Annotated in this window: 22 protein-coding genes; 4 read left to right on the top strand and 18 right to left on the bottom strand. The window is 73.7% G+C overall.

The features are described from left to right. Positions 1 to 67: 67 nt before the first annotated feature. The 12 genes from metK to KDL01_RS01400 form a co-directional block, all read right to left on the bottom strand. On the bottom strand, positions 68 to 1,261 hold the full coding sequence (gene metK, locus KDL01_RS01455) for a methionine adenosyltransferase (RefSeq protein ID WP_212526439.1): 1,194 nt from the start codon (positions 1,259 to 1,261) through the stop codon (positions 68 to 70). A 21-nt stretch (positions 1,262 to 1,282) separates the two neighbouring features. Beyond that, a complete protein-coding gene (locus tag KDL01_RS01450) occupies positions 1,283 to 1,855 on the bottom strand; it encodes an NAD(P)H-dependent oxidoreductase (RefSeq protein ID WP_212526438.1) in 573 nt (190 codons plus the stop codon). A gap of 106 nt (positions 1,856 to 1,961) precedes the next feature. Continuing rightward, positions 1,962 to 2,477: a flavin reductase family protein gene (locus KDL01_RS01445; protein WP_212526437.1), complete on the bottom strand. Its 516-nt coding sequence runs from the start codon at positions 2,475 to 2,477 to the stop codon at positions 1,962 to 1,964. A gap of 63 nt (positions 2,478 to 2,540) precedes the next feature. Further along, a complete protein-coding gene (gene phzG, locus KDL01_RS01440) occupies positions 2,541 to 3,182 on the bottom strand; it encodes a phenazine biosynthesis FMN-dependent oxidase PhzG (RefSeq protein ID WP_212526436.1) in 642 nt (213 codons plus the stop codon). 71 nt (positions 3,183 to 3,253) lie between these two features. Further along, a complete protein-coding gene (locus KDL01_RS01435; protein ID WP_212526435.1) occupies positions 3,254 to 4,087 on the bottom strand; it encodes a PhzF family phenazine biosynthesis protein in 834 nt (277 codons plus the stop codon). Further along, positions 4,087 to 4,437: a hypothetical protein gene (locus KDL01_RS01430; protein ID WP_212526434.1), complete on the bottom strand. Its 351-nt coding sequence runs from the start codon at positions 4,435 to 4,437 to the stop codon at positions 4,087 to 4,089. Before KDL01_RS01430 ends, KDL01_RS01435 begins: the two co-directional genes overlap by 1 nt. Further along, positions 4,434 to 6,314, bottom strand: a complete 1,881-nt coding sequence (locus tag KDL01_RS01425; RefSeq protein WP_212526433.1) for an anthranilate synthase family protein — start codon at positions 6,312 to 6,314, stop codon at positions 4,434 to 4,436. Before KDL01_RS01425 ends, KDL01_RS01430 begins: the two co-directional genes overlap by 4 nt. Then, entirely contained in the window at positions 6,311 to 6,931 is a 621-nt protein-coding gene (locus KDL01_RS01420; RefSeq protein WP_212526432.1) for an isochorismatase family protein, read from the bottom strand. The genes KDL01_RS01425 and KDL01_RS01420 overlap by 4 nt, the downstream gene beginning before the upstream one ends. A gap of 31 nt (positions 6,932 to 6,962) precedes the next feature. Next, positions 6,963 to 8,192 carry a 3-deoxy-7-phosphoheptulonate synthase gene (locus KDL01_RS01415; protein WP_307846010.1) on the bottom strand — a complete coding sequence of 410 codons (1,230 nt, stop codon included), beginning with the start codon at positions 8,190 to 8,192 and terminating at the stop codon, positions 6,963 to 6,965. A 54-nt stretch (positions 8,193 to 8,246) separates the two neighbouring features. Further along, positions 8,247 to 8,753, bottom strand: a complete 507-nt coding sequence (locus KDL01_RS01410) for a PhzA/PhzB family protein (protein ID WP_212526431.1) — start codon at positions 8,751 to 8,753, stop codon at positions 8,247 to 8,249. Between the two features lie 146 nt (positions 8,754 to 8,899). After that, positions 8,900 to 10,117, bottom strand: coding sequence for an acyl-CoA dehydrogenase family protein (locus tag KDL01_RS01405; RefSeq protein WP_212526429.1), 1,218 nt, complete (start codon positions 10,115 to 10,117; stop codon positions 8,900 to 8,902). A gap of 46 nt (positions 10,118 to 10,163) precedes the next feature. Continuing rightward, positions 10,164 to 11,012 (bottom strand): SAM-dependent methyltransferase, encoded by an 849-nt coding sequence (locus KDL01_RS01400; protein ID WP_212526428.1) that lies wholly within the window; start codon positions 11,010 to 11,012, stop codon positions 10,164 to 10,166. 352 nt (positions 11,013 to 11,364) lie between these two features. Here KDL01_RS01400 and KDL01_RS01395 point away from each other — a divergent pair, with 352 nt between their 5' ends. Beyond that, complete coding sequence (locus KDL01_RS01395; RefSeq protein ID WP_212526427.1) at positions 11,365 to 12,390, top strand: Lrp/AsnC family transcriptional regulator; 1,026 nt, start codon at positions 11,365 to 11,367, stop codon at positions 12,388 to 12,390. Positions 12,391 to 12,561: 171 nt separating this feature from the next. Here KDL01_RS01395 and KDL01_RS01390 read toward each other — a convergent pair whose 3' ends face one another. Further along, the gene (locus KDL01_RS01390) at positions 12,562 to 13,986 is read right to left on the bottom strand and encodes an aldehyde dehydrogenase family protein (protein WP_212526426.1); all 1,425 of its coding nucleotides are present in this window, start codon (positions 13,984 to 13,986) and stop codon (positions 12,562 to 12,564) included. Then, on the bottom strand, positions 13,986 to 15,089 hold the full coding sequence (locus KDL01_RS01385; RefSeq protein WP_212526424.1) for a phenylacetate--CoA ligase family protein: 1,104 nt from the start codon (positions 15,087 to 15,089) through the stop codon (positions 13,986 to 13,988). Before KDL01_RS01385 ends, KDL01_RS01390 begins: the two co-directional genes overlap by 1 nt. A gap of 538 nt (positions 15,090 to 15,627) precedes the next feature. Here KDL01_RS01385 and KDL01_RS01380 point away from each other — a divergent pair. Continuing rightward, complete coding sequence (locus KDL01_RS01380) at positions 15,628 to 17,046, top strand: FAD-dependent oxidoreductase (RefSeq protein WP_212526423.1); 1,419 nt, start codon at positions 15,628 to 15,630, stop codon at positions 17,044 to 17,046. An 82-nt stretch (positions 17,047 to 17,128) separates the two neighbouring features. Here the strand turns inward: KDL01_RS01380 and KDL01_RS01375 are convergent, their stop codons facing one another. Together KDL01_RS01375 and KDL01_RS01370 are read right to left on the bottom strand one after the other, a co-directional pair. Next, positions 17,129 to 17,575, bottom strand: coding sequence for a VOC family protein (locus KDL01_RS01375; protein WP_212526422.1), 447 nt, complete (start codon positions 17,573 to 17,575; stop codon positions 17,129 to 17,131). Positions 17,576 to 17,669: 94 nt separating this feature from the next. After that, positions 17,670 to 19,202: an MFS transporter gene (locus tag KDL01_RS01370; RefSeq protein WP_212526421.1), complete on the bottom strand. Its 1,533-nt coding sequence runs from the start codon at positions 19,200 to 19,202 to the stop codon at positions 17,670 to 17,672. A 473-nt stretch (positions 19,203 to 19,675) separates the two neighbouring features. Here KDL01_RS01370 and KDL01_RS01365 point away from each other — a divergent pair, with 473 nt between their 5' ends. Both KDL01_RS01365 and KDL01_RS01360 read left to right on the top strand, forming a co-directional pair. Then, positions 19,676 to 21,124: an MFS transporter gene (locus KDL01_RS01365; protein ID WP_212526420.1), complete on the top strand. Its 1,449-nt coding sequence runs from the start codon at positions 19,676 to 19,678 to the stop codon at positions 21,122 to 21,124. A gap of 15 nt (positions 21,125 to 21,139) precedes the next feature. Then, positions 21,140 to 22,147, top strand: coding sequence for an Lrp/AsnC family transcriptional regulator (locus tag KDL01_RS01360; RefSeq protein WP_212526419.1), 1,008 nt, complete (start codon positions 21,140 to 21,142; stop codon positions 22,145 to 22,147). Positions 22,148 to 22,173: 26 nt separating this feature from the next. On the opposite strand, the gene KDL01_RS01355 is transcribed toward KDL01_RS01360, so the two are convergent. Together KDL01_RS01355 and KDL01_RS01350 are read right to left on the bottom strand one after the other, a co-directional pair. After that, positions 22,174 to 23,328 carry a glycosyltransferase gene (locus KDL01_RS01355; protein ID WP_212526417.1) on the bottom strand — a complete coding sequence of 385 codons (1,155 nt, stop codon included), beginning with the start codon at positions 23,326 to 23,328 and terminating at the stop codon, positions 22,174 to 22,176. A gap of 95 nt (positions 23,329 to 23,423) precedes the next feature. Beyond that, positions 23,424 to 24,452 carry an MDR family NADP-dependent oxidoreductase gene (locus KDL01_RS01350; RefSeq protein ID WP_212526416.1) on the bottom strand — a complete coding sequence of 343 codons (1,029 nt, stop codon included), beginning with the start codon at positions 24,450 to 24,452 and terminating at the stop codon, positions 23,424 to 23,426. Positions 24,453 to 24,458: the final 6 nt, after the last annotated feature.

Here is a 24,458-nt window from a genome sequence, read left to right as displayed (position 1 = left end):
GTCGGGGGCGGGCGGCGGGTGAGGGTGCGTACGCAGGGCTCTGATCCGGCGCGGAGCCGGCGGTCGGTCAGGCTCCGGCTCCGTCGCGCAGCGCCTCGATCCGGTCGGTGCGCTCCCAGGTGAACTCCGGCAGCTCGCGGCCGAAGTGGCCGTACGCGGCGGTCTTGGCGTAGATCGGCCGCTTCAGGTCGAGGTCGCGGATGATCGCGGCCGGGCGCAGGTCGAAGACCTTGGTCAGGGCCGCCTGGATCTGCTCGACCGGCACGGTCTCGGTGCCGAAGGTCTCGACGAACAGGCCCACCGGCTCGGCCTTGCCGATCGCGTACGCCACCTGCACCTCGCACCGGCCCGCGAGGCCGGCCGCGACGACGTTCTTGGCCACCCAGCGCATCGCGTACGCGGCGGAGCGGTCCACCTTCGACGGGTCCTTGCCGGAGAACGCGCCGCCGCCGTGGCGGGCCATGCCGCCGTAGGTGTCGACGATGATCTTGCGCCCGGTCAGCCCGGCGTCGCCCATCGGGCCGCCGATCTCGAACCGCCCGGTCGGATTCACCAGCAGGCGGTAGCCCTCGGTGTCGAGCTCCAGCTGTGCCAGTTCCGGCTCCACCACGAACTCGCGGATGTCTGGCGCCAGCAGCGTGTCCAGGTCGATGTCGGCGGCGTGCTGGGTGGAGACGACCACGGTGTCCAAGCGCACCGGCTTGTCGCCGTCGTACTCGATGGTGACCTGCGTCTTGCCGTCCGGCCGCAGATACGCGATCGTGCCGTCCTTGCGCACCGACGTCAGGCGCTGGGCCAGCCGGTGCGCGAGCGCGATCGGCAGCGGCATCAGCTCGGGCGTGTCGGAGCAGGCGTAGCCGAACATCAGGCCCTGGTCGCCCGCGCCCTGCCGGTCGAGCTCGTCCCGCTCGCCCTCCACCCGCGCCTCGTAGGCCGCGTCCACACCCCGGGCGATGTCCGGGGACTGCGAACCGATCGAGATCGACACGCCGCAGGAGGCGCCGTCGAAGCCCTTCTTCGAGGAGTCGTAGCCGATCTCCAGGATCCGCTCGCGCACCAGCGCCGGGATGTCCGCCCAGCCTGAGGTGGTGACCTCGCCGGCCACGTGCACCTGGCCGGTGGTGATCAGCGTCTCGACCGCGACCCGCGAGTCCGGGTCCTGGGTGAGCAGCGCGTCCAGGATCGTGTCCGAGATCTGATCCGCGATCTTGTCGGGGTGTCCCTCGGTCACGGACTCCGAGGTGAACAGGCGTGCGTCCATGTCTCTCTCCTCAGTGAATGGTCAGCCGGCCGCGCCGGCGCCGCCGGCCTTGAGCGCGGCGGCCACCTCGACGACGCGCCGCGCCTGGTAGCGGGCGGCGTCCAACTCCACGTCGCCCGGCCGGGAACCCTTCGCCGACACGTGCGAGGTGCCGTACGGGTTGCCCGAGGCGAACTGGATCGGGGCGGTGAAGCCGGGCGGCACGATGATCCCGCCCCAGTGGCAGAACACGGTCATCAGGCTCAGCAGCGTGGACTCCTGGCCGCCGTGCGCGCTGGCGGTGGAGACGAACGCGCCGTAGACCCGTCCGGCCAGCCGCCCGGCCTTCCACAGCGGGCCGGTCTCGTCGATGAACTCCTTGAGCTGTGCCGCCATCGACCCGTAGCGGGTGGGCGTGCCGAACAGCACGGCGTCGGCCCAGACCAGGTCGTCGTTGGTCGCCTCGCCCACCGACAGCAGGCGCACCTCGGCACCCGCCTTGGCCGCGCCCTCCGCGGCGGCCTCGGCCAGGGCCCTGACATTGCCGGTGAGGCTGTAGTAGACGACCGCGGCGTTGACGGCGCCGGTGTCGGGCTCGGGGGCGGATGCGGGCATCGTTCTCCTCCTAGGCGGAACGGGACGGTGAGCGGGCGCCCCTGCTCACGAATCGTTGTACCGGTCGTGCGGCGCCCGCATCTCCACGAATGCGGAGCCGGATGGATTACTTCGGTCGTGCGGTGACACCGGCCAGGACCGCGCCGTCCCCGACGGAGAGCGGGCACGTGTACGCGCGGTCGACATAGACCAGCGGGGTGTGCGGGCCGACGTGCACGGCCTCGACCTCGCCGATCAGGATGCTGTGATCGCCGGCGTCGACCAGCGAGCGCGCCGCGCAGGCCACCCGCGCGCAGGGTGCGGGCAGGCCGGGCAGGCCAAGCTCGCAGGCCTGCATGTCGCCGGCGGCGAACCGGTCGATGCCCGAGGTGGCGAAGCGCTGCGCCACCAGCGCCTGGTCCTCGGTCAGCACGTTGACCATGAAGTGCCGGGCGGCGGCGAACGCCGGGTGCGTGCTGGCCTTCTTGCCCAGGCACACCAGGACCAGCGGCGGGTCGAGCGAGACGGAGCAGAACGAGCTCGAGGTGAAACCCCAGCGCCGGCCCGCGCCGTCGACGGTGGTCACGACCGTCACGGCACCCGGGACCCGGGCCATCGCGGCGGTGAACGCCTTGGCGTCCATGCGATCATCAATCCCCTCATTCTCAGGCGGCCGCAGGCGGCGGCCGCGGCCGAGCGGATGTGGCTAGGGCTGGAGCCGGCCGGCCTGCCAGCGGCCGTCGACGAGGTCGTAGCGCAGGCGCCGGTGCAGCCGGTCGGCCGCGGCGCTCCAGAACTCCACCTGGGCCGGCTCCAGGAAGTAGCCGGTGAACCGCGGCGGCCGCTCCAGCGCGACGCCGAGGTCTTCCAGCCGGTTCGCCTCGGTCCGCAGACCCTCGACGTCCTCGAGCGGGTCGCTCTGCCGGGAGGCGGTGGACATCGCGTGCATCGGGATCGGGCGGGCGAACCAGAGCCGGTCGGCCTCCTCGGCGCGCACCGGGCGGCAGGGCCCTGACACGATCACCTGCCGGCCGGTCTCGCGCCAGTAGAGCAGGCCGGAAGCCCAGCCGGTCTCGGCCAGCTGGCGGCCCTTGAGGCTGGTGGTGTGGCTCAGGAACAGCAGCCCGCGCTCGGTCACAGCCGAGATCGCCACGATCCGGTTCGACGCGTGGCCCCGGGCGTCCGCAGTGGCCAGGGCGAGCGCCCGCGGTTCGCGCACGCCGGCCTCGGCGGCCGCGGCGAGCCAGGAGTGCAGCAGGCCGAGCGGTTCGGGCGGCGGCGCGTCGTACTCCGGGAAGTCGAGGTCGACCTGGCCGGTCAGGGACTCGAATCTGCTGGTGGTGGACATCGGTGACAGGTGCCTTCCGCTGGGGTTCTCGGGCCGGGCGGCCGCGGTCGGGTACTCGGCCTGGCGGCGGGTCAGACCAGGAGCGTGCCGTGCGCCACGATCACGGCGTGGCCGCCGACGTAGACCGCCTCGACCTGCTCGCCCTCGCCGTGCGCGATCGCGCGCATGAGCGCGGGCCGGCCCATCTCCACGCCTTGCATGATGCTGAGATCCTGTCCGTAGGAGGCCAGCCCGTGCCGCGCGGTGTGGATGGCCAGCGGCCCGGCGGCCGAGCCGGTGGCGGCGTCCTCCACCACCCCGTAGGCCGGGGAGAACATGCGGTTGCGCCAGCTGGTGCCGCTGCCGGCGAAGCAGTTGGCCGCCATGTCGGGGAACTCGCGCAGCGCGCGGTGGTCCGGCTGCAGCGCGGCGAGCCGGGCCACGCTGTCCAAGCCCACCAGCACGTGGCGCGGGCCGTTGCGGTAGATCTCCACCGGCGCGATCGAACCCGGCGCGCCGAGCGCGGCGAGCAGCTGCTCGGCATGCTCGTACGGCTGCCAGACCGGCACCGGCTGGCGCATGCGCACCATGGCGGCGCCGCTCTGCTCGACGATCTCCACCGGGATCACGCCCATCGCCGTCTCGACCTCGAGCCGGTCCGCGTTCAGCGTCCTGCTCAGGGCCAGCGCGGTGCCGAGCATCGGGTGTCCGGCGAACGGCAGCTCGTTGACGGGCGTGAAGATCCGGATCCTGACGTCGCCGCCCTCGGTGGGCGGCAGCACGAAGGTGACCTCGGACAGGTGCATCTCGGCGGCGATGCGCTGCATCAGCGCGGTGTCGAGATCGGCGCAGTCGAAGAAGACCGCGACCGGGTTGCCCTCGAGCGGGCGGCGGGAGAACGCGTCCACGACCATGTAATGGTGCATCAGGGCTCACTCCTCGGCGGGGTGACGTCGCCGTCCACCGCGTGTTCGACGTCGAAGGAGGCACGCACCGCGGGCGGCCTGCCGATCAGTTCGAGGGCACGGTTGGGCGGGAGCTGCTCGATCGGCGGACGCGGCGCGTCCCAGATCATCACCGCGCCCCAGCGGCCGTGTTCGCGGTCGACGATCCACAGCTTGGCGCGCAGGCCGGGCACCTTGCTCCACACCTGCCCGTCCTGGGCCAGGTCGGAGCGCAGCCCCGCCAGGTCCTCGTCCAGCTCCGGCATGTCCCACCAGGTCACGTCGACCCGCACGGGGCAGGAGTCGGCGTCGGCGTCGGGTCGGTCGGTCATCGGGTCAGCGCTCCCCGGACCGCCTGGGCGAGGATGCGCGGCCCGTCGACGGTGAGCACGGACTCCGCATGGAACTGCATCGAGGCGAAGCCGGGCCCGCGCAGCGCGTGCACCTCGCCGGTGGGCTCCTCCCGGCAGACCTCGATCGGGCCGATCCCCGGGGCGTCCCACTTGTCCTGGCCGCAGCGTGCGGAGAAGGTGTTGTAGAACCCGACCCGCTCGCGCGTGCCGAACAGGTCGATCTCCCGGGCCACGCCCTGGTTGGGCACGTCGCGGCGGGCGAGTTCGAGGCCGAGCCGCAGGCTGAGCACCTGGTGGCTCAGACAGACGGCGACGAAGGGCAGCCGCCGCTCGAGCAGCTCGTCCACGGCCCGGTGCAGGTGCGCGATCTTCGGCTCCGCCAACGCCCGCGGATCGCCCGGGCCCGGGCCCATCACCACGGCGTCGTGGCGGGAGAGGCTGTGCGGCTCGTCGAACCGGCGCACCGTCACCTGCGCGCCGAGCGAGCGCAGCTGCGCGCCGACCATCGCGGTGAACGTGTCCTCGGCATCGACGACCAGGACACTGAGATCGTCCAGCCGCGGCGCGCCCGGCCCGGCGGCGCCGTCGCGCAGCCAGAACCGCGCGATGCCGCGATTGCGCGAGGCCAGCGCCGCGCGCACGTCGGGATGTGCGCCCAGGCGCGCGCCGCGGCCCGCGGTCAGCGCGTCCAGCAGGCCGGCCGCCTTGGCCCGGGTCTCGGCCACCTCGCCGTACGGGTCGGAGTGGCGCACCAGAGTGGCGCCGACCCCGAGCCGCAGCGCGCCCGTGGCGTCGATGTCGGCCGTGCGGATCAGGATCGCGGAGTCGAGGCTGCGCCGGCCGTTCGGTCCGCGCCCGATCAGCGCAGCGACCCCGCTGTAGTAGCCGCGCCCGTGCGGCTCGTACCGGGCGATGACCCGGGCGGCGCTCTCCAGCGGGCTGCCGGTGACGGTGGGGGCGAACATCGTCTCGCGCAGGACCTCGCGCACGTCCCGGGTGGTCTCGCCCTCGATGAAGTACTCGGTGTGCGCCAGCCGTGTCATTTCCTTGAGATACGGTCCGTCCACCCGGCCGCCGTTCTCGCAGACCCCCGCCATCATCTTGAGTTCCTCGTCGACGACCATGTAGAGCTCGTCGGTCTCCTTGCGGTCGGCCAGGAACTCGGTCACGCCCTCGACGGTCGGGCCGGACGGCGGGTACCGGTAGGTGCCGCTGATCGGGTTCATCACCGCGTGTCCGTCCTGGACGGTGATGTGCCGCTCCGGCGAGGCGCCGACGAAGGTGCGCTCGCCGGTGTGGATGATGAAGGTCCAGTACGCGCCGCGTTCGCGCTCGAGCAGCCGGCGGTAGAGGGCCAGCGCGTGCGGGACGCCGTAGTGCGCGATCTCGGCGGTGAAGCTGCGCTTGATCACGAAGTTGGCGCCCTCGCCGGTGCCGATCTCGTCCGCGATCACCCGGCGCACGATCTCGGCGTACTGCTCGTCGTCGAGGTCGAACTCGCCGCCGTTCACCTCGGCCACGACCTCGGGAATCCGGTTCAGCAGCTCGGCCAGGGGCATCGTCTCGTGCGCGTCCACCGTCAGCGCCAGCAGCGCGGCGCCGTCGTCGGGGGCCGCGAAGCCGCGTTCGGCGAGCTGGCGGTAGGGGATGACCAGCAGCGTGTCGATCTCCGGCCGGCCGCTCGCGGCGAGGTCCTCGGGCAGCGGGGTCTCCTCCAGGCTCGCCGGGGAGCTCATCCGGCCGACCACGACGTCGACGAGGGTGCGCTCACGGTCGGGGCGGTAGAGGAGGGCGAACGCGGGCGGGTGCGGGCCGAGGATCCGCTCGAGCGCGTCCGGCTCGGCCGGGCGGCTCATGCGAACACCTCCTCGGCGGTCAGTACCCGGGCGCAGCGCTCCGCCGCGTACTCCACGGCCATGGCGTGGTAGGACTCTGAGAAGTCGCCGACGGCATCGGCGACCAGGAACGCCTGGGTGTCGCGGGCGAGCGCGTCGAGCGCGGTGGCCAGCACGCCGATGTGCGCATAGACGCCGCACAGCACGATCTGGTCGCGGCCGGCCGCGGCCATCCGCTCGCCCAGGTCGGAGCGGGCGAACGCGCTGTAGCGCCACTTGGTCAGCAGCCAGTCGTCCTGGGCCGGGGCGAGTTCGGGCACGATGAGCCGGTCCTGCGGCAGGGTGCGCATACCGGGACCCCAGAAGTCCACCAGCAGGCCGCGCTCCTCGGGTGTCATGCGGCCGGGCTGTGCCGTGTACGCCACCGGAACGCCGAGCTCGGCGCAGCGCTTGCGCAGGGTCGCGGCGTTGTGCAGCAGCTCGCCGCGCAGGGGCTCCGGCAGGGTGTTGACGAAGTAGCCCTGCATGTCGTGCACCAGCAGGACCGCCCGACTGGGATCGGGAGTCCACGGGACCTTGGCCGCGGGCAGGCCGGCGCGGGTGGGCAGGGGATAGGACGCGATGCTGGGTATGGGCATCGACGGATTCCTCTCGGGCAGAGGGCGTGGGTCAGTGGGCGAGCAGCGGAGTCTCGGCGCGCCGCGGGACCGGCTCGGCCCATACCGAGACCACCGAGGCGGCCTGGTCGGGGTTGAGCCGCGGATCGCACAGGCTGGTCGAGCAGGCCCCGGGCTCGTCGAGGTGTTCGAGGTACTCGACGCACTCGGTGACCGGGTCGGGTGTGGTCTCCAGGTGCAGCCCGCCGGCCACTCCGCCGCCGGCCGCCACCGCCCGGCGGAACGCGCGGATCTCCTCGCGCACCGTGCCGAGCAGCCGGGTCTTGGTGCCGCGCGGGGTCGTGACCGTGTTGCCGTGCATGGGATCGCACAGCCAGATCACCGGGTGTCCGGCTCCGCGCACCGCCTCGACCAGGGCCGGGAGCCGGTCCGCGACCAGTCCCGCGCCCATGCGCGCGATCAGCGTCAGCCGGCCGGGCTCGTGCCGGGCGTCGAGGCGCCGGCACAGCTCCACGATCTCCTCGGCCGTCATCGAGGGGCCGACCTTGCAGGCGATCGGGTTGCACACGCCGGCCAGCAGCGCGACGTGCGCGCCGTCGAGCTGGCGGGTGCGCTCGCCGATCCACGGGAAGTGGGTGGAGCCGAGCCAGCGGCGGCCGGCGCCGAGGTCGCGCACCATCGGGAGTTCGTAGTCGATCAGCAGGGCTTCGTGGCTCGTCCAGACCGGCGGCTCCACCGGGGCGCCGGCCCGCGCGGCCGGCCCGGGCCAGCCGAGGTGTTCGACGATGTCGCGCGCCGCCATGTAGCCGGTGAGGATGCGCAGCGGGTCGGCGCGGCGGCTGTCCGGGTCGGGCTCGGGCCCGTTGACCATGTGGCCGCGGAAGACGGGCAGCTCGTGGCCGTCGACCCGTTCCACCGGCTGGGAGCGGGGTTTGGCGAACTGCCCGCCGATCCGCCCGACCCGCACCACCGGCCGGTGGTCGGCCATCTTGAGCGTGCCGGCGAGCACGTCGAGCACGGCGGACTTGCGCCAGACGCGTTCCGGCGTGCAGTCGTCCGGGTCCTCGGCGCAGTCCCCGCACTGCAGCAGGTCGGCCTCGCCGGCGGCCACCCGCGCGAGCAGGGTGCGCAGGGTGCGCACGTCCTCCAGCGCGACCAGCGGCGGGCGGGCGGCCAGGACCGAGCGCACCCACTGGACCTGGGCCGGGTCGGGCCAGTCGGGCTGCTGGTGCGCCTTGGCGGTTTCCACGTCGGCGACGAGGTCGGCAACGGTATGTCCCACGATGATTCTCCAGTGAGTGGACGGGCGGACGCCGCGGCGCAGCGGCCGCGTCGTTCAGGTGGGGATGCCCTCCCGGCGCACCTGGGGGACCGGGATGCCGAGAGCGCGAAACTGCCGGCAGGGGTTCATGAACTCGCGCTGCCGCTTGATCCGCCCGTCCTCGAACTCGAACGCGTGGATGAAGTGGTTGTGGTAGTGGCCGACCGGGTAGCCGGGGTAGACGATGGCGCCCTCGCCCTCGCACTCCACCCAGAAGCGGTCGGGGTCCTGGGTGTCGAAGACCTCGATGTTGAACCAGGCCCAGTCCGGGAAGCAGCGCAGCGACCAGACCGCGTGCTCGCCGAGGCGGTCGCGGCCGCGGATGGCGATCGGCTCGCCGGTCTCGGTGGTCCACAGGCCGCCGATCCCGTCCTCGGTGAACAGCAGGTGCCGGCGCAGCCGGTCCTGGCCGCGGGTGTTCATGTAGGTCTCCACGATCGCGCGGTTGTGGGCGCGCCGGTCGGCGTCCTCGACCCAGGTGTCCGCGGTGTCCTTCTCGGTTCCGATCAGCGCATCGGTCATGGCAGTCCTCTTTCGGGGGAATTCGGGTGCTGTCTCACGGTGCCGTCGGGCGGATGCGGCGGCGTGCGGGCGCGGCGGGGCGCGCCGGCCCGGCCCGCGCCCGGTGCGGGCGCGGCGGCCGCCGTCGTGTGCTGCGGTGCGCGGGGTCAGACCAGGTAGCTGATCTCCCGCGGGTCCATCCCGGCCAGGGCGCGGCCGTAGAGCTGCTGCGGCACACCCATGCCGAACCCGGCGTGCCGGGAGGCGACGTTGACGTCGCGCCACAGCCGCTGCAGCGGGTTGGCGTCGTTGAAGGCCGAGGAGCCGTACGCGGTCATCAGCACACTGAGCGCCTCGCGGCAGTACTCGGCGACCCGGGTGGAGTCCATCCGGGCCCGGGCGCGGCGGACCAGGTCCGGGTTGGTGCCCGCCGCGGCGTGCTCGTCGACGGTGTCGGCGAGTCGTCCGGCCAGCAGCAGGGCGCTGTCGACCAGCGTCGCGGCCTCGGCCACGTCGAGCTGGAAGGTGGGCGACTGGGTCTGGTCCCGGTAGGTGGAGGCGGCCACCGGCCGGCTCGGGGCCTGCTCGAGCACGTAGTCCAGCGCGCGCGCCGCGCCGCCGAGCTGGGCGCCGAGCAGGCCGATGGAGAACAGGCCCATCAGGCTGTTGCGGTAGCGGTGCGAGGCGTCGGCGAAGGAGTCGGTCTCCCCGCTGACCACCGGCATGAACGGCAGCACCCGGTGCGCGGGCACGAACAGGCGCTCGGCCACCACGGTGTTGCTGCCGGTGCCGCGCATGCCGGCGAAGTGCCAGGTGTCCTCGACGGTGGTCTGCGCGACCGGCAGCAGGGCCAGGTGCACGGCGAACCCGGGCCCGTCCAGGCCTCGCGGTATCAGCACACTAACCCAGTCGGCGTGCAGCACGCCGGAGGCGTAGGCCCAGCGCCCGGTCACCACCAGGCCGCCCTCGGCGTCCTCGACCTGGGCCACCGGCGCGCCGAGCACCAGCGCGGCGCTCGCCCCCGGGTCGTCCTGCCACACCTCGCGTTGCGCCTGCTCGGGGAAGAGCGAGGCGACGAAGTTGCCCGCGTTGAGCACGCCGGCCAGCCACGCGGTCGAGCAGCAGCCGCGGCCGAGCTCGGAGGTGACGTCCAGGAAGGTGCGCATGTCGGCCTCGTAGCCGCCGAAGCGGCGCGGGGTCATCAGCCGGGTCAGCCCGGCTCCGGTGAGCGCGTCGAACGAGGCGTCGGTGAGCCGGCGCAGCCGGTCGCACTCCGCGGCGTCGCGCCACAGTGGCTCCCGCAGCGCGCGGGCCCGCTCCAGCAGCTCGGTACGGGCGGGGACCAGGGTGCCGGGCTCGGCCGGCGCTTCCGCGATCGTTGTCATGGTGCTGTATCCCTTCTCGACTTTCCGGTACCGGGGGCGGTGCGGGTCAGCCGGCCGTCCGGCTGCGCCGGGCGCCGACCAGCCAGCACGCGGGCAGCGGCGCGACCGAGCGGCCGTAGCCGATCCGCGGGTCGTCGCCGGCGAAGACGTCCGCGTGCCAGCCGTGGCGGGCCAGCCACGGCCCCAGGTCGTCGCGGGCCGCGAGCCAGGACGCGCCCTGCTCCTCGACCCGGGCGCGCACCGGGGCGCCCTCGTCGCCGAGCATCGCGGCCTGCAGGTGCTCGAGGGCGAGCGTGCTGTCCGGGGCGGACAGGGCACTGAGGCGGGCGAGCAGCGCGTCGCCGTCGGCCGGCTCCAGATACATCAGCAGCCCCTCGACCAGCCAGGCCGTGGGCAGTTCGGGGTCGAAGCCGGCCGCGAGCAGCGCCTGGGACCACGGTTCGGTCAGGTCGGCGGCCACCGCGCGCCGTGCGCACGTGGGGAGCAGCTCGGCGCGCGCGATCAGGCCGGTCTTGAACTCGGTCATCTCCGGCAGGTCGAGCTCGTACCAGACCGTGCCGTCCGGGCACGGCAGCCGGACCGTGCGGGCGTCGAGTCCGGCCGCCAGGGTCACCACCTGGCGGATGCCGCGGTCCATCGCGTCGCGCAGCTCGTCGTCGAAGAACCGTGTGCGCACCGCGAAGTACTCCGGGAATCCGCGGGCGCTGGTGTGGGTGGCGTCCACCACCTCGGCGACCTCGGACAGCGCCGGGTCCTCCGCCAGCGTGGTCATCATGGCCGCGGCCAGCGGGTCGCGGAAGAGCGCGTCCTCGCGCAGGCTCTCCATGTGCCGCACCCAGGCTATGAAGATCGCGGTGTGCCCGACCCCCTTGGCAGGGGCCTTCAAATCAGCCATGATCACTCCCTACTCGACGCGTGGGCGCGCAGCTCCGGACGGTGCGGTCGGTGCGCGGTGTGTCGCTGAACGCGGCGCACGGGATCGCCCGCGGCGCGGTGGTGCGGTGGGTCGGGCACGGCGATGGGCCCGGAACGGACGGTGCGTTTTCGTGCGCGGTGCACATGCCGTGACGCCTGAGGCTCGGGAAATCGCCGAAGCCGCCCAGCCCGTCTTCGTGCGGGCCCCCTCGGCGGCGATTACCGTTTTCCGCTCGTGCCGAATCCTGCCATCAGAATCCTGGTTGGGCCACATATAGTGTCGTGAAGTCTCGAAAATTCCACGGACTCGCGTTCGAATGCAGGAGGCACTCATGCTCGACGACCTGGACAGGGCTTTGGTTCATGCCCTGCGTGTCGACGGTCGCGCACCGTTCAACCGGATCGCGACCGCGCTCGACGTCTCGCCGCAGACCGTCGCGCGCCGCTATCAGCGGCTGCGGGCCGAGGTGGCGCTGCGGGTCGTCGGGGTCGTGGACGCGCACCGGGCCGGGCAGGCGCAGTGGCTGGTACGGCTGACCACCAGCCCGCACACCGCGCAGGACCTCGCGCGCGCCCTGGTGCGCCGGCCGGACACCTCCTGGGTCAAGCTGACCTCCGGCGGGACCGAGATCACCACGATCATCAACACCTCGACCAACCCGGGGGAGCACTCGCTGCTGCTGCGCGACATCCCGCGCACCTCCTCGATCACGGCGGTCTCCGCGCACTGCCTGCTGCACACCTACCTGGGCGGACCCCGCTACTGGCGCGGCTCCTACAGCAGCCTGAGCGAGGAGCAGGTGCGCATGATCGAGCAGCCGGAGGACGGCGCGAAACCGCAGGCGGCGTCCTCGCAGCAGACGTACACGCTCTCCGCCACCGACCACGAGCTGCTGGTGGCGCTGCAGCGGGACGGGCGCGCCAGCCACGCCGAACTGGCCGCCGTCACCGGCCTCGCGCCGGTCACCGTGGCCAGGCGGCTGGAGGACCTGCAGGCCCGCGGCACGGTGTTCTTCGACGTGGAGATCGATCCGGCGCTGCTCGGCGCGCCGACCCAGGCGCTGCTGTGGATGTCGGTCGCCCCGGCCCACCTGCACAGCGTGGCCACCACCCTGGCCGAGCACGAGGAGCTCGCGTTCGTGGCCGCGACCACCGGGCCGCGCAACCTGGTGGCCAACGCCCTGTGCTCGGATCCGGCCGACCTGCACCAATATCTCGCGCACCGGCTCGGCTCGCTGCCGGCTATCCACACGATGGAGACCGCCCCGGTGCTCCAGACGCTCAAGGCCTCCGGCCCGGCGGACGCGCCGGCCCAACGCGCCGCCGCGCGCCGCGCACGCCCCGCCGAGAGCCGTTGAGACCCTTGCGGGAACGTGGAAACTCCGTGTATGCATCCTGAGAAAACTTCACAAGGCTCCGGTCGCGCGGGGCGGGGTGGGCCGCTCCGGTGGTAATGCGGAATTAACCCTTGCTTCGAAAGGTGGAGCCGTACTCTGTCGTTTGCGGCCGCATGCGATTAAACCCGGAGTTCACATGTTGGATATGCGCGTCGACTTGCTCCGCATCAGGAATTCGCCCAGGAATCCGTCGTGCGGCAGGCCGGGTGCGATCAGGTGCGTGGGGTACGGACCGATGTACAGGTTCGCGATCGACGGCTCGTCCAGCAGCCGTGCGGCCAGCGCTGAGTCCCGGGTCAGCGCCGTGAGCACCAGGGACTCGCGCAGCGGGGCGAGGCCCGCGTCCCTGGTCCACGGAGCGACCCAGACGCAGGGGAAGGGCAGTTCGGTGCGCAGCGCCGGGTCGCCGGGGTCCTCGACCTGGTGCACCGCAGGGCGCAGGACCGCGCTGCCGTCGCCGAGCTCGTCGACGACCGTGTCGGCGCCGAGCCAGGGCCGGGCGTTGCGCGCGGTGCGCTCCAGGTGCGCGGCGACGGCCCGGGCCGAGGCGGCCGGCTGCACCGGCAGCACGGCCTTGTCGTCCTCGGGCGGCAGGCTCGGCAGGGCGGCGAGCCGCTCGGCCAGGGCTTCGCAGAGCGCTGCGGCATCGCCCTCGACGAACACCGCGGTGGCGTTGACGCAGCCGGTGCCGGCGTGGTCCGCGACCGAGCCGGCGATCACGTCCAGGTGCTCGCGCCAGTCGCAGTCCGCGGTGACCAGGATCTTCGAGCGCCCGGGCCCCTGGATCAGGACCCCGGCATCGCCGCCGTAGCGCCGGGCGACCTCCTCGCCGCCGTAGACCATGGCCAGGTCGGCCCCGCGCAGCAGGGTCTCGGCGTGCTCGTGGGCGGTCGGCAGCAGCGTCGCCAGCGCGTCCGGCAGGCCGGCCGCGCGCAGGGCGCTGATCAGGCGGAAGGGGGTGAACGGGTCGCGGCTGGAGGGACGCACCGCGACCCGGTAGCCGAGCGCCAGCGCCTCGGGCCAGTAGGTGTGCGTACCCGGGTGGTTTCCCGCGGCGTGCACGGCGAACAGCTCGCCCCGCCGCGCCCACACCGCGCGGCCCTCGGCCAGGCCGGGGCCCGGCGTACGCAACGCCGCTCCGGTGTCGGCCGCCTCGAGCGTGCCGACCGGCCGCGCCCGTCCGGCCGAGTCCGCCACCGCGGTCAGCCGGCGGGCGACGGCGGCCGTGGACGCGCGGACCTCGGCGATGGGCAGGCCGCCCACCCGGCTGACATGGTGCTGATACCGCTGCACCGTCCAGCCGTCCGGCTCGCCCGTGGCGAACAGCTCCGCGGCCCGTGCGAACAGCGCCGCGCGCTCCTCGGCCGGCACCGGCTCGGCGCGGCGCTGGGCGCGCAGCGACCGGTCCACGAAGAGCGGCGGGACCTGGCTGAGCTCCGCCAGCGTCCGGCCGGCCACGTCGGCGACCGGAATCCGGACCCTGGCACGGTAGGAACCGCAGGCGCCGAGCGCGGGAACGACGTAGGGCTCGCCCGAGCCGGGCGGCGGGGCGGCCATCAGTAGACCCCCTCGATGACGCGTTCGTCCTCGAAGACCGCCACCGGCGCGATGTCCGCGACCCAGTCGCCGCCCGGGAAGTCCTCGTGCGGCCGGATCCGGGTGGCCAGATCGCGCTCCAGGCTGTTCGGCAGCAGGAACGAGCGGCTGACGTGGCTGACCACGACCCGGCCGCGCTCGCCGTAGGCCACCGGCAGCCGGGTCTGCGGATCCACGACCGAGAAGGTCACCCAGGGCGCGAGCGGCTCGAACACGCACGGATCCTGTTCGCCCAGGCCCGGACGCTCGCCGGCCACTCCGAGCATCATGGTGCTGCCGTAGTTCCCGCACAGCGCCACGTTCGGGAAGACCTCGGCCCGGTACATCGCCCGGGAATCCGGGTCCATCTGCGTGCCGCCCCAGCGGATCCCGCCGACCCGCTCGTCGATCAGCACGGCCAGTTCTTCGTCCGCGGCGAGCCGCTCCATCAGCGGGGGAGTGACCGCCAGCACGCCGATCTGCTGGGTCCGCAGCACGTCCACGGCCTGCGCGATCAGGTGCTCGGCGTAGCCGCCGGCGTCCGCGCCGCGGCCGGAGGCGATCAGCTTCTTGACCCAGCGCGGGTCCAGGTCCACCGCGAACGCGAGCCCGCCGCGCCGCGCCGCGGAGCGCCGGAAGAACTCGCCGACGAAGTGCGGCCCGGTCGGTACGAGGCCGAGCCAGTCCGTCCCGCAGCCGAAGCCGTGCGCGTCGAGGTTCGCGTCGCTCCACGCCAGCAGGCGTTCGAACCAGTCCTCGAGCACGACCACCCGCTTCGGGCCGCCGGTGGTGCCGCCGCTCTCGAACACGCCCGCGATCGGCGGCCGCGAACCGTAGCCCTGTGGGATCAGATCACGTATACGCACGTCGCGCATCCGGCCCGCGACGTCCGGGAACAGGCTCAGGTCGGCCAGCGTCTTGACGTCGCTGAGCGGGTCGAAGCCGAGTCCGGGCGCGAGCTCGAGCCAGAACGGCGAGCCGGTCTGCGGATCGAAGTGCCAGCGCATCGCGGCGCGGATGAACTCGTCCGGGTCGGGGCGTGCTCCGTGCGGAAGGTCCAGGATGCCCAGGTCGGCTGACGGCATGCTGCACTCCTTGTCTTCGGGGGAGCGATGGTCACCGTGCGGGCACGAGCGCCCCGCGGCCAGGATGCGGCACCGGACGGCGCCGGCGGGAGGGCGCGGCGGGCGAATGGGGGTTTTCTTCCACGCCCGGCGCGGCGCGCGCAGGAAAGAAGCGGTTGCGGGGCCGTGCGCGCACACATCGCTCTCGGGCACCGCGCCGTGGCGCCCGATCCCGCCGCCGCGGCCGGAATCCTTCGCGCTTCGCGCCCCCGATGGAAGGAATCTGCGATATCCGGCCGGTCGCTGGAAGCCGCCGCGGCCCGCGGTCATGCTGAGCCACACCGGGCCCGGCCCTGCGGCCGCGGCCGCGCCCCGTCCGTCCGTCGGCCGAGCCACCGCCGACGGCCGCCCCGGGCGCTCTCCCGCGTCGTGCGACCGACGGTGCCGGCGCCGTCGGTCGCCCGGCGCGGGACGGCGGATCCGCGCCCGTCCCACCTGCCGCATCGCCGGCCCGCGCGCCGGGCCTGCTGCCGACTGCACGCTCGACGGGAGAGACACGATGACCGACACCGCTGACCCCGGCTCGTTGACCGCGCGACGCGCCGAGCCCTTCGACCCGGCCCCGCCCGGCCTCGGCCGCCACGCCGTCGTCCTCGGCGCGAGTATGAGCGGCCTGCTGGCCGCGCGCGTACTGGCCGAGCACTTCGACCGGGTGACCGTGGTCGAGCGCGATCCGCTCGACCCGGACGGGCGCGACCGACGCGGCGTACCCCAGGGCAGGCACGCCCACGGGCTGCTGTCCTCCGGCGTGCGCGTGCTGGACGAACTGTTCCCCGGCATGCTCGAGGAGTTCGCCGCGGACGGCGTGCCGGTGCTGCGCGACGGGGCCGAGATCCACCTCGCGCCCGCCGGGCACCGGCTCGATCACGGCGCGTACGCCAACCCCACGCCGGTCTACCAGCCGAGCCGGCCGTACCTCGAGGGCCACACCCGGGCCAGGCTGCGCGCGTTCCCGCAGATCGAGTTCCTGGACGAGTGCGAGGCGGTCGGCGTGCAGTACACCGACGACGCCTCGCGCGTCGTCGGCGCCCGCGTCGTACGCCGCGGCGAGACGGACGAGAGCCTGCTCGCCGCGGACCTGGTGGTGGACGCCACCGGCCGGGCCGGTCGCTCGGCCGCGTGGCTCGACGAGATGGGTTACCCGCGGCCCGCCGAGGAGCGGGTCTCGGTCGACATCAAGTACGTCACCCAGCATCTGCGCCTGGCGCCGGGCGCGCTGGGCCGGCGCAAGGTGGTGATCATCGGCGCCGAGCCGGGCCGGCCGACCGGTATCAACTTCCTGGAACAGGAGGGCGGTCGCTGGGTGCTGACGATGATCGGCTACGCCGGACACCACCCGCCGACCGAGCGCGAGCCCTTCCTCGAGTTCATCCGCGGCGTGGTGCCGCCGGACGTGTACGCCGCGATCGAGGCGGCCGAACCGCTCGACGGACTGGTGGCGCACCGGTATCCGGCGAGCGTGCGCCGCCGCTACGACCGGCTGCCCCGCTTCCCCGAGGGCCTGCTCGTGTTCGGCGACGCCATCTGCAGCTTCAACCCCGTCTACGGCCAGGGCATGTCGGTCGCGGCCCTGCAGGCCACCGTGCTGCGCGGCGCCCTGGCCCGCGGCACCGACCGGCTCGCCCCGCGCTTCTTCCGCGCCGCCTCGCGCCGCATCGAGGTCGCCTGGCGGATGGCCGCGGGCGGCGATCTGGCGCTGCCCGAGGTGCCGGGCCCGCGCCCGGCCGCGGTGCGGATGGTCAACGCGTACATCGCCAGGATCCTGTGCGCGGCCGAGCACGACCCCAAGGTGACCCGGCGCTTCGTGCAGGTCAGTTCCCTGCTGGCGCCGCCGTTCGCCCTGCTGACGCCCGGTTTCGTGCTCCGGGTGCTGATCGGCGGCCGCCGCGGCCGCACGGCGCGCGGCGGGGCTCACTAGCCACCACGAGACAGGAGCGGCCGACGACCCCACCCTCCCTGGTCGTCGGCCGCTCCTGTGCCTGTGCTCGTGCTCGAGTGCTTCAGCCCGCCGCGTGCGCCGCCGGGATGGGTGAGGCCAGTGCGACGGCGCCGCCCTCGGGGTCGGTCACGTGCGCGATCCGCTCGCCCCACGGCATGTTCACCGGTTCGCGCAGCACGGTGGTGCCCTCGCTCCGCAGCCGCTCCAGCACGGCGTCCACGTCGTCGACGAACACGAACATCGCCGCCGTGGGGGCCGCGCCCGCCTCCACGCCGTACTGCTCCTGGGGCCAGGTGCCGTTCACCACGGCGAGTTCGGCCTGGTCGCGGCGCAGGCCGACGTAGTGCGGCTCGCCGGTGGGCGGGTTCTGCGCGTGGCGGGTGAATCCGAGCCCTTCGTAGAACTCGGCGACCGCGGCCACCTTGCGGACGAACAAAAGCGGGAAACAGCGCAGGCCGCCCGCGGCGGCGTGGTCCGGCGCCGCGGCCGGGGAGGGGGAGTTCGTCACGATCGGCATCCTCGCTTCCTGGGGCGGACGGGCGCCGCACGCTCGCGGCCGCCCGGTCCGGTGCTTCGATGGAATGGTTCGGATATTCCTGTGCTCATTCGGAGGACGGGGCCACGGCCCGGGCCGGCGCGGACGCGGGCACGGGGGCCTCGGCCGGGTTGCGCACGAGCGCGAGCACCCCGACCCCGGCCAGTACGCCGATCACGGCGCTGATCAGGAAGACGCGCTGCAGGCCGGTCGCGTACGCGTCGTGCAGCGCGTGCGCCACCGCGGCGCGGCCGGCCGACGGCGCGGCCGCGACCAGGCGCCCGGCCTGACCCGCCGTCAGCTGGGTCGAGGCCGCCGACGCGTCGGGGAAGAGCCCGCTGTCGGACAGCACGTGCTCGGTGCCGCCGGTGATCACGGTCGCGAAGACCGGGACCGCGAGCGCGAAGCCGAGCTGGCGGAAGGTGTTGATCGCGCCGGTGGCCATGCCGGCGCGCTGCGGCGGCGCGGCGCCGAGCGCGGCGGAGGCGAGCACCGGCGAGGAGAAGCCGACGCCGACCCCGGCCACCAGGAAGCCGGGCAACAGCACGGTCCAGGAGGAGTCCGCACCGATCCGGGCGTTCGCCGCGGCGCCCGCGCCGACGAGGATCAGCCCGACGCCGATCAGGTGCTGCGGGCTGACCCGGTGCTCGAGGTACTTGCCCGCCAGCCACGCCGTGACGAACGCGAGCCCGGCCAGCGGCGTGAGCACAAGGCCCGCCTTCACCGCGTCCATGCCGAGCACCGTCTGCGCCCACAGCGAGACGTAGATCAGGTTGCCGAACGCGGCGACGTGCAGGAACAGGCCGCCGGCCATCAGCGCGGAGAAGGAGGGGCGGCGGAACAGGGACAGGTCCAGCATCGGGTTCGGACGGGAGCGCTCGACCAGCACGAAGGCGATCAGGCACACGGCCGCGGCGGCGAAAGCGGTGACCGTCGCGGTGTCCCCCCAGCTCTTGTCCCCGGCCTCGATCAGGCCGTAGACGACGGCGGTGACCCCGGCGGTGAAGGTGAGCGTGCCGGGCAGGTCCACGCGGGTGCGGTTCGGGTTCCTGGTCTCGTTCAGGGTCCGCATGCCCAGCACGATCGCGATCGCGGCCACCGGCAGGTTCACCAGGAAGATCGAGCGCCAGCTGATGTGCTCGGTGAGCAGGCCGCCGAGGATGGGGCCGACCGCGGAGGCCGCGCCCATCACCGCGCCCCACACGCCGAAGGCGACGCCGCGGTCCTTGCCGGAGTAGTTGGAGCCGATCAGCGCGCCGTTGGTGGCGAGCATCGCCGAGCCGCCCACGCCCTGCACCGCGCGCGCCGCGATGAGCACGCCGGTGTCCGGCGCGAGGCCGCAGACCAGGGAGGAGACGGCGAAGACGATCAGGCCCACGAGGAAGGTTCGGCGCCGCCCCCACAGGTCCGAGGCCGAGCCGATGGCCATCAGCAGCGAGGCCAGGACGAGCACGTACAGGTCGACGGTCCACTGCAACGCCGAGAAGGACGAGTTGAGCGCGCTCGTCATCGTCGGCAGTGCGACGCTCACGATGGTGACGTCGAGCAGGAGCATGAAGGTGCTGAGCGAGATCGTCAGCAGAGGCAGCCATTTGCGCATGGGTCGGCTCCTAGGGCGGCGTGTTTCGCGCGCGCCGCCGGCGGGTGCGTCCCGCGGCGGCGCCGCCTTTCCCGCACAGCCTGCGCAAGAGCGTCCGCTGACTCCAGCGATTCCGGGAGTGGTCGCAGAATAGTTCCATTGATCGTGACCGGGCGATGGAAAATGCCGCGCCGGGGCGAGGGCTGAGCGGGCCGGGCCTGCGGGCCGGCGGGGCCCGGAACTCCGCTTGCGTACGACACCGTGTGGCGCACCGGTGTGCGATCCGCCCGCTTCTGCTGGATGAGGTCAGCCCGAAGTTCCCGCATTCATGGAATTCATCTGCACCCAGAGCGGTCGGCATGGATGTTTTCGACAAGGCAAACCGGTCTGAATGGAAACGCGGGCAGGGCGGCGCCATGCTCGGTATCGGGGCGCCGGGGAACCGACGGCCGCTCGGCCGGCGGGACCGCCCCCGGAACAGGGAGAGGACTGCGATGACCACGACCACACCCGTGGGGGCCGAGGCCACCACAGAATACCGCTGGCGCTGGCTTGCCTTGGCCGCGCTGCTGACCGGCGAGGCGATGAACCTGCTGGACTCCACGATCGTGCAGGTCGCCGCGCCGGTGATGCACGCCAGGCTGGGCGGCTCGGCGGCGGACGTGCAGTGGTTCTCCAGCGCCTACACGCTGCCGTTCGCCCTGCTGCTGGTGACCGGCGGGCGGCTCGGCGACATCGCCGGGCGGCGGCGGATCTTCCGGGTCGGCGTCGCGGTGTTCATGACCGCCTCGCTCGGCTGCGCCCTCGCGCCCTCGGCCGGCGTGCTGATCGGGCTGCGCGCGGTCCAGGGCTGCGGCGCGGCGCTGATCATCCCGCAGACCATCGGCCTGATCAAGACCATGTTCAAGGGTCCCGAGGTGGCCAAGGCGCTGGGCAGCATCGGCCCGGTGATGGGGCTCGCCGCGGTCAGCGGCCCGATCCTCGGCGCGGTGCTGACCCACGCGAACCTGTTCGGCACCTCGTGGCGCGCGGTCTTCCTGGTCAACGTGCCGCTGAGCCTGCTGGTGCTCGCCGTGTCCCCGACGCTGATGGAGAACCGGGCGCCGCGCCGGCCGGAGATCGACCCGGTGGGCACGCTGCTGGCCATGGCCGGGGTGGGCCTGATCGTCTATCCGCTGATCACCGTCGGCACCGGCGCGCTGTCCGCGGGCGCCTGGGCCGCGGTCGCGGTCGGCCTGGTGCTGCTGGCGGTCTTCGCGCTGCACCAGCGGCGTGCCGCGGCGGCCGGGCGCCACCCGCTGGTGGAAGTCAGCCTGCTGCGGGACCGCACCTTCCCGGCCGCGCTGCTCACCTCGACCCTGTTCTTCGCCACCACCACCGGCCTGACCCTGGTGATCGTGCTCGAACTCCAGATGGGCCTGGGCGAGGGCGTGCTGACCGCGGGCCTGACCCTGGTGCCCTGGTCGGTCGGCCTCGGGGTCGCCTCCTGGATCGCGGGCGCGCGCCTGGTCGGCCGGTACGGCCACCGGCTCACCACGGTCGGCCTGGTGATCATGCTCGTCGGCCTGCTGGCCGCGCTGGCCGTCTACCACCAGGCGAGCACGACGGGGTATCCCAGGGCTCTGCCGGTGGCGCTCGGCGTCGTCGGGATCGGCGTGGGCCTGTTCAGCCCGGCATTCTTCACCACCGGGCTGCACGGGGTGCGGCCCCAGGAGATCGGCTCGGCCGCCGGGCTGCTCAACGCGGTCCAGCAGCTCGGCGCGACCCTCGGCGTGGCGGTGCTCGGCAGCGTCTACTTCCTTTCTGCCGAGGCCGGGCATCCCGAGACCGCGCTGCACGCCGTGCAGGTCGTCTTCGTCCTCGCCGCGGCCCTGACCGCGCTCTGCCTGCCGACGAGCGCGCTCATGGTCCGCTCCGGACAGCACGCTGAAGAAGCGGCCTGACAGAAGGATCGCGCGATGGAAGACATCCGCCGGGCCCCGGCGGTCGGTCGGCTCGACCTGATCGACCGCCAGCTGCTCCAAGCCCTCTGCGTCGACGGGCGCGCGCCGCTGAGCCGGATCGCCCAGGCGCTCGAGGTGACCGCGCGCACCGCGACCCAGCACTACCGGCGGCTGCGCGAGGCCGGCGGCCTGCGGGTGCTCGCCCGCGCCGACGGCCTGCGCACCGTCGAGGACACGGAATGGATGGTGCGGCTGCTCACCCAGCCCGAGCGCGCGGAGGCGCTGGCCGACGAGATCGCCGCCCGCAAGGACGTGCGCTGGGTCGCGCTCGTGTCCGGCGGCACGGAGATCGCCTGCAAGGTCGTCGCCCACGGCGGCCTGGACGCCGAGGCGCTGCTGGGCCGGCGCCCGGCCGGCGGCTCGATCATCCGGATCTCCGCGCAGGCGCTGGTGTCGGTCTACCGGCGCGGGGTGCGCGGCTGGAGCCAGATCTCGGCCGCGCTCAGCCCGGAGCGGATCGCCGTGCTCGCCCCCGCGGCGTTCGCCCCCGCCCCCGGCGCGCCGCGCCCGGGCGCGCCGCTGCGCCTGGACGAGGCGGATCTGGAGGTCATCGGCTGGCTCGGCCGCGACGGGCGCGCGAGCTACCGCCAACTCGCGGCGCTCACCGGGCGCGACGAGTCCACGGTGCGCCGCCGGGTCGAGGCGCTGCGGTCGGCCGGGATCCTCGAGTTCGACCTCTACCTCGACGAGGCGGTGCTCGGGCACCGGGCCGGGGCGATGCTGTGGATGGACGCCGACATGGCGCTGCTGCCCGAGATAGCGCGCCGGCTCTCGGGCGACTTCGGGGTCTGCTTCGCCGCGGCCACCACCGGCCGGACGAACCTGGTGGCGTACGTGACCTACCGCGACCAGGACGGGCTCTACGAGTCGATCTCGAGGCGGATCGGCACGATACCCGGGGTGCGCCGGATCGAGGCGGCCCCGATCGCCCGAACCGTCAAGCGGTTCGGGGCGATCGGGTGACGGCCGGTTCGATCCGGCGCGCGCCGTCAGTGCGCTGCGAACGCCTCGAGCCGCAGCGCGATCTGCCCGGGCCCGGGCAGTTCGGCGATCCGCTCCGCGGCCTCGCGCGCCGCCGCCCGGATCGCGGTGTCGGTCAGCACCTGGTCGACCGCCTTCGAGACCCGGTCGCCGTCGGCCTCCGGCGGCGCCAGCGCCACGCCGACGCCCGCGCCGGCCACCCGCTCCGCCTGCATGAACTGGTCGACCGCCTGCGGCAGCACGACGAGCGGGATCCCGTGGCACAGCGCGGAGATCACGCTGCCGAGCCCGCCGTGGGTGACCACCGCGCTGACGCCCGCGAGCAGCCGGTCCTTGGGCGTGAAGCCGACCAGCCGGACCCGGGCGCGATCCACCTCGTACTCGGCGGCGTCCCGTCCGGGCGCGACGGTGAGTACGAGCTCGATGTCGAGTGCGGACAGGGCCCGGACCAGCGGCGCGAGCGCGGCGGGGTCGCCGAACCGGGTGCCGAAGGTGACCAGGACCCGCGGCCGCTCGCCGTCGTCCTGCCACACCGGTGTGTCCGCGTCGGCGGCCCACGGCTGCGCGTACGGCTCCGGACGCAGCGGCGTGCTCGGCACGAGGCTGCGCCAGCCCGGCGTCTGCAGGGCCGGCGGGCAACCGTCGATGTAGAGCGTGCCGAGCGCCGCCCCGGTCGGCGGCATCGCCAGGCCGCGCTCGGCGTAGCGCGAGGCCGCGATCCGGCTGAGCGCGGCGGTCAGCGGCGGCGGCAGGCCGGGGCCCTGCCCGTGCGTGGCCAGCGGGACGCCGAGCGCCGTGGCGACCAGCGGCCCCACGGTGTCGGTGAACTCGTGCACGACGAGGTCAGGGCGCCAGCCGCGGGCCGCGCCGAGCGCCTGGTCGGCGGCCAGGTCAAGGCGCGCGCCGCCGAACATCTCGGCGAAGCCCTCGGCCGTCGGCCGGAACACGCCCTCGGCGCCGTGCCGGGCGGCGACCTGCGCGATCAGCTCGGACTGGCTGGGACCGGCGGGCAGTGCCTCGAAGCCCTCCGGTTCGATGTACGGCGTCATGGCGCCGCCGGTGAGCACCGCGACCTCGTGGCCGCGCTCGCGCAGAGCGCGGCCGATCGGCAGGGTGGGGAACAGATGGCCGGCGGCCGGCAGGGTGGACAGGAGCACACGCATGTCGAGACCCCTCGAGGAGAAGATGCGGACAGACTGCGGATATCAGTGGTCGCGTACGCCGGTGGGGGTGCCGGGGCCGTGCTCCGGCCGGGCGGTCAGAGCTCGACGATCACGGCGCCGAAGTGGCGGCCCGCGATGACATCGGCCAGGGCCGCGGGGCCGGCCTCGATCCCGTGCACCCGATCGTGCGCGAAGACGATCTCGCCCGAGCGCAGCCAGGCGCTGAAGCACTCGTCCCAGGCGGGCTCGTGCTCGACGTCGTCGTCCGCGCTGTAGCCGCGCAGGGTGATCCTCTTGAACAGCACGGGGAACAGGTCGAGCGTCACCGGCGCCGTCGTCCCGCTCGAGTCCTCGGACAGCTGGCCCGCCAGCGCCCCGATGAGCACGAACCGCGCGCCCTCGTTCGCCACGGCCACGGCCGCGCGCAGCTGCTCGCCGCCCACGTTGTCGAAGAGCACGTCGACACCGTCCGGCGCCGCCTTCGCCAGCTGCTCCTCCAACGGCTCCGCGCCGCGCAGCACGACGGCGTCGTAGCCGAGCTCCGCCGTCATCCGCCGCGCCTTCGCGGCCGAACTCGTGCTGCCGATCACCCGGCCCGCCCCGAGCAGGCGCGCGATCTGGCCGGCCATCGAGCCGATGGAGCTCGCGCCGCCGGAGACGAACACCGTCTCGCCCCGGCGCAGCTCCACCCCGAAGGTCAGCGCCGCCCAGGCGGTCCAGCCCTGGGCCAGGTACGCCGCGGGATCCGGCAGGTCGCCGTCGAGGCGGCGGCAGGCGGCCGCGGGCAGCACCGCGTACTCCCGCCAGCCCAGCCAGTGCGCGACGAGGTCGCCCTCGCGCAGGCCGGAGCTCGCGGGAGCCTCCACCACCTCGCCGACCGCCGCGCTGCCGAGCGTGTCCCCGGGGTTGAGCGGCGTGAACGGCGTGCCCTCGACACCCCCGGCGATCAGCATCCGGACCGAGGAGTGCACGTGGAAGAAGCGGTTGCGCACCAGCACGTCGCCGTCGCCGAGGACGGGCAGCGCCGCGTCCACGACCTCGAAGTCGGTGGCCGCGGGCAGGCCGGTCGGCCGGCGCACGAGGCGGACCTCGCGCGAGCTGCCGGGACGGGGAACAGAGGGCATGGAGGT

This window comes from Actinospica durhamensis, assembly GCF_018139695.1.
Taxonomy (GTDB): Bacteria; Actinomycetota; Actinomycetes; order Streptomycetales; family Catenulisporaceae; genus Actinospica; species Actinospica durhamensis.
The sequence above is the reverse complement of the archived record's forward strand: the minus strand, read 5'-3'. Positions and strand labels throughout refer to the sequence as shown.

Excerpts from the sequence above, each read along its gene's own strand:
- metK (WP_212526439.1), bottom strand. The coding sequence starts at position 1,261 with ATGGACGCACGCCTGTTCACCTCGGAGTCCGTGACCGAGGGACACCCC.
- KDL01_RS01450 (WP_212526438.1), bottom strand. The coding sequence starts at position 1,855 with ATGCCCGCATCCGCCCCCGAGCCCGACACCGGCGCCGTCAACGCCGCG.
- KDL01_RS01445 (WP_212526437.1), bottom strand. The coding sequence starts at position 2,477 with ATGGACGCCAAGGCGTTCACCGCCGCGATGGCCCGGGTCCCGGGTGCC.
- phzG (WP_212526436.1), bottom strand. The coding sequence starts at position 3,182 with ATGTCCACCACCAGCAGATTCGAGTCCCTGACCGGCCAGGTCGACCTC.
- KDL01_RS01435 (WP_212526435.1), bottom strand. The coding sequence starts at position 4,087 with ATGCACCATTACATGGTCGTGGACGCGTTCTCCCGCCGCCCGCTCGAG.
- KDL01_RS01430 (WP_212526434.1), bottom strand. The coding sequence starts at position 4,437 with ATGACCGACCGACCCGACGCCGACGCCGACTCCTGCCCCGTGCGGGTC.
- KDL01_RS01425 (WP_212526433.1), bottom strand. The coding sequence starts at position 6,314 with ATGAGCCGCCCGGCCGAGCCGGACGCGCTCGAGCGGATCCTCGGCCCG.
- KDL01_RS01420 (WP_212526432.1), bottom strand. The coding sequence starts at position 6,931 with ATGCCCATACCCAGCATCGCGTCCTATCCCCTGCCCACCCGCGCCGGC.
- KDL01_RS01410 (WP_212526431.1), bottom strand. The coding sequence starts at position 8,753 with ATGACCGATGCGCTGATCGGAACCGAGAAGGACACCGCGGACACCTGG.
- KDL01_RS01405 (WP_212526429.1), bottom strand. The coding sequence starts at position 10,117 with ATGACAACGATCGCGGAAGCGCCGGCCGAGCCCGGCACCCTGGTCCCC.
- KDL01_RS01400 (WP_212526428.1), bottom strand. The coding sequence starts at position 11,012 with ATGGCTGATTTGAAGGCCCCTGCCAAGGGGGTCGGGCACACCGCGATC.
- KDL01_RS01395 (WP_212526427.1), top strand. The coding sequence starts at position 11,365 with ATGCTCGACGACCTGGACAGGGCTTTGGTTCATGCCCTGCGTGTCGAC.
- KDL01_RS01390 (WP_212526426.1), bottom strand. The coding sequence starts at position 13,986 with ATGGCCGCCCCGCCGCCCGGCTCGGGCGAGCCCTACGTCGTTCCCGCG.
- KDL01_RS01385 (WP_212526424.1), bottom strand. The coding sequence starts at position 15,089 with ATGCCGTCAGCCGACCTGGGCATCCTGGACCTTCCGCACGGAGCACGC.
- KDL01_RS01380 (WP_212526423.1), top strand. The coding sequence starts at position 15,628 with ATGACCGACACCGCTGACCCCGGCTCGTTGACCGCGCGACGCGCCGAG.
- KDL01_RS01370 (WP_212526421.1), bottom strand. The coding sequence starts at position 19,202 with ATGCGCAAATGGCTGCCTCTGCTGACGATCTCGCTCAGCACCTTCATG.
- KDL01_RS01365 (WP_212526420.1), top strand. The coding sequence starts at position 19,676 with ATGACCACGACCACACCCGTGGGGGCCGAGGCCACCACAGAATACCGC.
- KDL01_RS01360 (WP_212526419.1), top strand. The coding sequence starts at position 21,140 with ATGGAAGACATCCGCCGGGCCCCGGCGGTCGGTCGGCTCGACCTGATC.
- KDL01_RS01355 (WP_212526417.1), bottom strand. The coding sequence starts at position 23,328 with ATGCGTGTGCTCCTGTCCACCCTGCCGGCCGCCGGCCATCTGTTCCCC.
- KDL01_RS01350 (WP_212526416.1), bottom strand. The coding sequence starts at position 24,452 with ATGCCCTCTGTTCCCCGTCCCGGCAGCTCGCGCGAGGTCCGCCTCGTG.